Annotated in this window: 3 protein-coding genes; 1 reads left to right on the top strand and 2 read right to left on the bottom strand. The window is 62.1% G+C overall.

All coding sequences use genetic code 11. The features are described 5' to 3' along the window. Positions 1-260: 260 nt before the first annotated feature. Together gltA and gltX are read right to left on the bottom strand one after the other, a co-directional pair. Positions 261-1,565, bottom strand: a complete 1,305-nt coding sequence (gltA, locus tag IVA95_RS35060) for a citrate synthase (protein WP_213250298.1) — start codon at positions 1,563-1,565, stop codon at positions 261-263. A 158-nt stretch (positions 1,566-1,723) separates the two neighbouring features. Then, on the bottom strand, positions 1,724-3,148 hold the full coding sequence (gene gltX, locus IVA95_RS35055; RefSeq protein WP_247514664.1) for a glutamate--tRNA ligase: 1,425 nt from the start codon (positions 3,146-3,148) through the stop codon (positions 1,724-1,726). 140 nt (positions 3,149-3,288) lie between these two features. Between gltX and IVA95_RS35050 the strand changes: the two genes are divergently transcribed. Further along, on the top strand, positions 3,289-4,971 hold the full coding sequence (locus IVA95_RS35050; protein WP_247514663.1) for a glutamine--tRNA ligase/YqeY domain fusion protein: 1,683 nt from the start codon (positions 3,289-3,291) through the stop codon (positions 4,969-4,971). Positions 4,972-5,201: the final 230 nt, after the last annotated feature.

Below are 5,201 nucleotides of genomic sequence, written 5' to 3'. Positions count from 1 at the left end.
TGAGGCTCTGCCCGGCCCATCCGGGTAACCCTCGCACTCGCATCGAGGGTGAGTCGCCTCCGCATCGGAAGAGGGACATACGGTCTGAGGAGCCGCGCAGCGGCGTCTCGAAGGATGAATGGCACCAACCGGGCCACATGGTTCGAGACGGCGCTTGCGCGCCTTCGCACCATGAGGATTTAATGGTTGCTGCGGTCAAAAACAAAAAAGCCGGATGCGGTGATCGCATCCGGCTTTCCGAATGTCGTAAGCGACGTCGCTTACTTCCGCTTGTCCATCGGCACGTAATCGCGGCGGGCGACGCCGGTGTAGAGCTGGCGCGGACGGCCGATCTTCTGCTGCGGATCCTCGATCATCTCGCTCCACTGGCTGATCCAGCCGACGGTGCGAGCGACCGCGAACAGCACGGTGAACATCGAGGTCGGGAAGCCCATCGCCTTCAGCGTGATGCCCGAATAGAAGTCGACGTTCGGGTAGAGCTTGCGGTCGATGAAGTATTGATCGTTGAGCGCGATCTTTTCCAATTCCAGCGCCACCTTCAGCATCGGGTCGTCGCCATGGCCGGTCTCGGCCAGCACGGCGTGACACATTTTCTGCATGATCTTGGCGCGCGGGTCGTAGTTCTTGTAGACGCGGTGGCCAAAGCCCATCAGGCGGACTTCGCTGTTCTTGTCTTTCACCTTCGCGATGAATTCCGGAATCTTATCGACCGAACCAATCTCCGCGAGCATCGCCAGCGCCGCTTCGTTGGCGCCGCCATGCGCGGGGCCCCACAGGCAGGCGATGCCGGCCGCGATACAGGCGAACGGGTTGGCGCCGGACGAGCCGGCGATACGCACCGTCGAGGTTGAGGCGTTCTGCTCGTGGTCGGCGTGCAGGATGAAGATCTTATCGAGCGCGTCAGCCAGCACCGGATTGATCTTGTAGTCCTCGCAGGGCACCGCGAAGCACATGTGCAGGAAGTTCTCGGCAAAGGAGAGCGAGTTCTTCGGATACATGAAGGGCTGGCCGACGGTGTATTTGTAGGCCATCGCGGCCAGCGTCGGCACTTTCGCGATCATCCGCATCGAGGCGATCATGCGCTGACGCGGATCGTTGATGTCGGTGCTATCGTGATAGAACGCGGCGAGCGCGCCGACGGCGGCGACCATGATCGCCATCGGATGGGCGTCGCGGCGGAAGCCCTGGAAGAAGCGGGCCATCTGCTCGTGAACCATGGTGTGATGGATCACGCGGTGGTCGAAATCCTGCTTCTGGGCCTTGGTCGGAAGCTCGCCGTAGAGCAGAAGGTAACAGGTTTCGAGGAAGTCGCCCTTCTCGGCGAGCTGCTCGATCGGGTAGCCGCGGTATTCCAGCACGCCGGCGTCGCCGTCGATATAGGTGATCTTCGACTGGCAGCTTCCGGTGGAGGTGAAACCGGGGTCGTAGGTGAACATCCCCGCCTGGGCGTAGAGCTTGGCGATGTCGATGACATCTGGCCCCACCGTGCCGCTGAGGATCGGGAAATCGTAGGTCTTGTTACCTACGGTGAGCGTGGCAGTCTTATTGCTGGATTTTGCGTCCATCGTGAATCCCCGATGAAATCGTTACGAAAACCGTGCCTGACCCCGGTGCCATTTTCAGTGCACGGACAGGGAGGCCGGATGTCTAGAAGCGGCGCCAAAGGCGTAGCTTATTGCCCTGTGCACTGCAAGATGGCCGCAGCCCGCATATGGTAGGGCCTTCAGGAGGCCGCCTGATCGCCCAAACGGGCTAGGCATTCTTCCCGTCCCAGCACCGCTAAAACGTCGAAAATACCCGGCGAAGTCGTGCGTCCGGTCAGCGCTACCCGAAGCGGCTGGGCTACCGCGCCGAGCTTGAGGTTGTTCTGCTCTGCGAAATTCCGCATGGCGGCTTCCGTAGTCTCCGAACGCCAGTCGATGACGCCTTCCAGCGCGGTGCGGAGCTTGCCGATCAGGGTGCGCGTCTCCGGCGTCAGCAGGGCGGCAGCCTTCGGCTCGATCTGCAGCGGGCGGTCGGCAAAGATGAAATAGGCGCCCGAGATCAGCTCGATCAAGGTCTTGGCGCGTTCTTTCAAGCTCGGCATCGCCCGCAGCAATTGCGCGCGGGTGGTGTCGTTGAGTTTTGCCTTCAGCTCGGCGCCGTCGAGGACATAGTCCAGAACGCTCTCGAACTGGGCCAGTAGCGCGCCGTCTTCGGCGTGGCGGATGTAATGCCCGTTGAGATTTTCCAGCTTGGCGAAATCGAACCGCGCCGCGGAACGCCCGATCGCCGGCAGGTCGAACGCGTCGATCATTTCCTCCGTCGAGAAGATTTCCTGGTCGCCATGGCTCCAGCCGAGCCGTACGAGGTAATTGCGCAGCGCCGCCGGCAGATATCCCATGGCGCGGTAGGCATCGACGCCGAGCGCGCCGTGGCGCTTCGAAAGCTTCGAGCCATCCGGTCCGTGGATCAGCGGGATGTGGGACATGTTGGGGATGTCCCATCCGAGCGCATCGTAGATCTGCTTCTGGCGCGCGGCGTTGATCAGATGGTCGTCGCCGCGGATGACATGGGTGACGCCCATGTCGTGGTCGTCGACCACGACAGCCAGCATGTAGGTCGGGTTGCCGTCGCCACGCAGCAGCACGAGATCGTCGAGGTTCTCGTTCTGCCAGACCACGCGGCCCTGCACCTGGTCGTCGATCACGGTCTCGCCGGTTTGCGGCGCCTTCAGCCGGATAGTTGGCTTCATGCCGGAGGGCGCTTCTCCCGGATCGCGGTCCCGCCACATCCCGTCATAGAGGCGGGTGCGGCCCTCCGCGCGCGCCCTCTCGCGCATCGCGGTCAGCTCCTCCGCGGTGGCGTAGCAGCGGTACGCCTGGCCGCTGGCGAGCAAATGCTCGGCGACCTCGCGATGCCTTGCGGCGCGGCTGAACTGGTAGATGACGTCGCCGTCCCAATCGAGCTCGAGCCACTTCAGGCCATCCAGGATCGCTGCGATGGCAGGCTCAGTCGAGCGCTCGCGGTCGGTGTCTTCGATCCGCAGCAGCATCTTGCCGCCGCGCTTCTTGGCATAGAGCCAATTGAACAGCGCCGTGCGGGCGCCTCCGATGTGGAGGAAGCCGGTTGGTGAGGGGGCGAAGCGTGTGACGACGGAATCAGTCATTTACCGAGCGGGCTGAGGGTGAACGGCGGTGGTGTATAACAGGAACGGTACATAACTAAAGCCTGAGCCATCGGCAAAGTGGCTTGGCTCACAGGGGCGAATTTGGCAGAAGGTTCGCCAATCCCTAACAGGAACTCAGGATGACCACAGAACCGGTAACGGCAGAGGCGGGGCGCGATTTCATCCGCGACATCGTCCAGGCCGATCTCTCTTCCAAAAAGCACAGCCGGATCGTGACCCGATTTCCGCCGGAGCCGAACGGCTATCTGCATATCGGCCATGCCAAGTCGATTGCCCTCAATTTCGGCATCGCGCAGGAGTTCGGAGGCAAGTGTCATCTGCGCTTCGACGACACCAATCCGACCAAGGAAGAGCAGGAATATATCGATTCCATCCAGGCCGACGTGCATTGGCTCGGCTATGACTGGGGAACCGATCTCTATTACGCTTCCGACTATTTCGATCGCCTCTATGAATGGGCCGAGGGCCTGATCAAGGCGGGCGATGCCTACGTCGACGACCAGTCGCAGGAGGAGATCCGGATCAACCGCGGCACGCTGACGGAACCCGGCAAGAACTCGCCGTTCCGTGACCGCACGGTGGAGGAAAACCTCGACCTCTTCAGGCGCATGAAGGCCGGCGAGTTTCCGAACGGCAGCCGCGTGCTGCGGGCCAAGATCGATATGGCGGCCGGCAACATCAACCTGCGCGATCCCGTGCTCTACCGCATCCTGCATGCCGAGCATCCGCGCACCGGCACCAAATGGTCGATCTACCCGAGCTACGACTACGCCCACGGCCAGTCGGACGCCATTGAGGGCATCACGCATTCGATCTGCACGCTGGAATTCGAGGACCATCGGCCGCTCTATGAGTGGCTGCTGGACAAGCTGCCGGTGCCGTCAAAACCGCGCCAGTACGAATTCGCCCGCCTCAACCTGACTTACACGCTCTTGTCGAAGCGCGTGCTGACACAGCTCGTCCGCGATGGTCACGTCTCCGGCTGGGACGATCCGCGCATGCCGACGATTGCCGGGTTGAAGCGCCGCGGCGTGCCGCCGGCGGCGGTGCGCGAATTCGTCAAGCGTATCGGCGTAGCGAAAGCCAACAGCGTGGTCGATGTCGGCATGCTGGAATTTTGCATTCGCGAGCACCTCAACAAGACGGCGCAGCGGCGGATGGCGGTACTGCGGCCGCTGAAAGTCGTGATCGAGAATTATCCGGAAGGGCTGACGGAGGAGCTCGAGGCCGTCAACCATCCCGACGATCCGGCCGCGGGCACGCGCAAAATCTCGTTCGGCCGCGAGCTCTATATCGAGCGCGACGATTTTATGGAGAACCCGCCCAAAAAGTTCTTCCGCCTGTCGCCGGGCAACGAGGTGCGGCTCCGCTACGCCTATTTCGTGAGATGCACCGGCGTCATCAAGAACGACGCCGGCGAAGTGGTCGAACTGCGCTGCACCTACGATCCCGCGACCAAGGGCGGCAACGCCCCTGACGGCCGCAAGGTCAAGGCCACCATGCACTGGCTGTCGGCCAAGGATTCGGTGCCGGCGGAAATCCGCGTCTACAATCAGCTCTTCTCGAATCCGAGCCCGAGTGCGGCGAATTTTGCCGCCGACCTCAATCCGGAGTCGTTGGAAGTGCTGCCGGATGCACGGATCGAGCCGTCAGTCGCAGTAGATAATTCCGGCGAGGTGATGCAGTTCGAGCGGCAGGGCTATTTCGTGCGCGACAAGGACTCCGCGCCGGGCAAGCCGGTGTTCAACCGCACCATCGGCCTGCGCGACACCTTTGCCAAGGAAATCGGCGGGAAGGGGTAAGACCGTTTCTCGCGCGGCGAATGTTTTGTCAGCCCTCATCCTGAGGAGCGGCGCCTGCGCCGCGTCTCGAAAGATGAATGGCACTGGCGTGGCTTCATGGTTCGAGACGCGCGAAGACGCGCTCCTCACCATGGAGACCTTTGCACGGATGCGGAAGTAATGATTCACTTAGGCGACTGAATCGGGAGGTCGCTGATGGGACGGCGTCGTATTGGCCAGTTGGGCTTTTT

Source organism: Bradyrhizobium sp. 157 (assembly GCF_023073815.1).
GTDB lineage: Bacteria > Pseudomonadota > Alphaproteobacteria > Rhizobiales > Xanthobacteraceae > Bradyrhizobium.
The sequence above is the reverse complement of the archived record's forward strand: the minus strand, read 5'-3'. Positions and strand labels throughout refer to the sequence as shown.

Excerpts from the sequence above, each read along its gene's own strand:
- gltA (WP_213250298.1), bottom strand. The coding sequence starts at position 1,565 with ATGGACGCAAAATCCAGCAATAAGACTGCCACGCTCACCGTAGGTAAC.
- IVA95_RS35050 (WP_247514663.1), top strand. The coding sequence starts at position 3,289 with ATGACCACAGAACCGGTAACGGCAGAGGCGGGGCGCGATTTCATCCGC.
- gltX (WP_247514664.1), bottom strand. The coding sequence starts at position 3,148 with ATGACTGATTCCGTCGTCACACGCTTCGCCCCCTCACCAACCGGCTTC.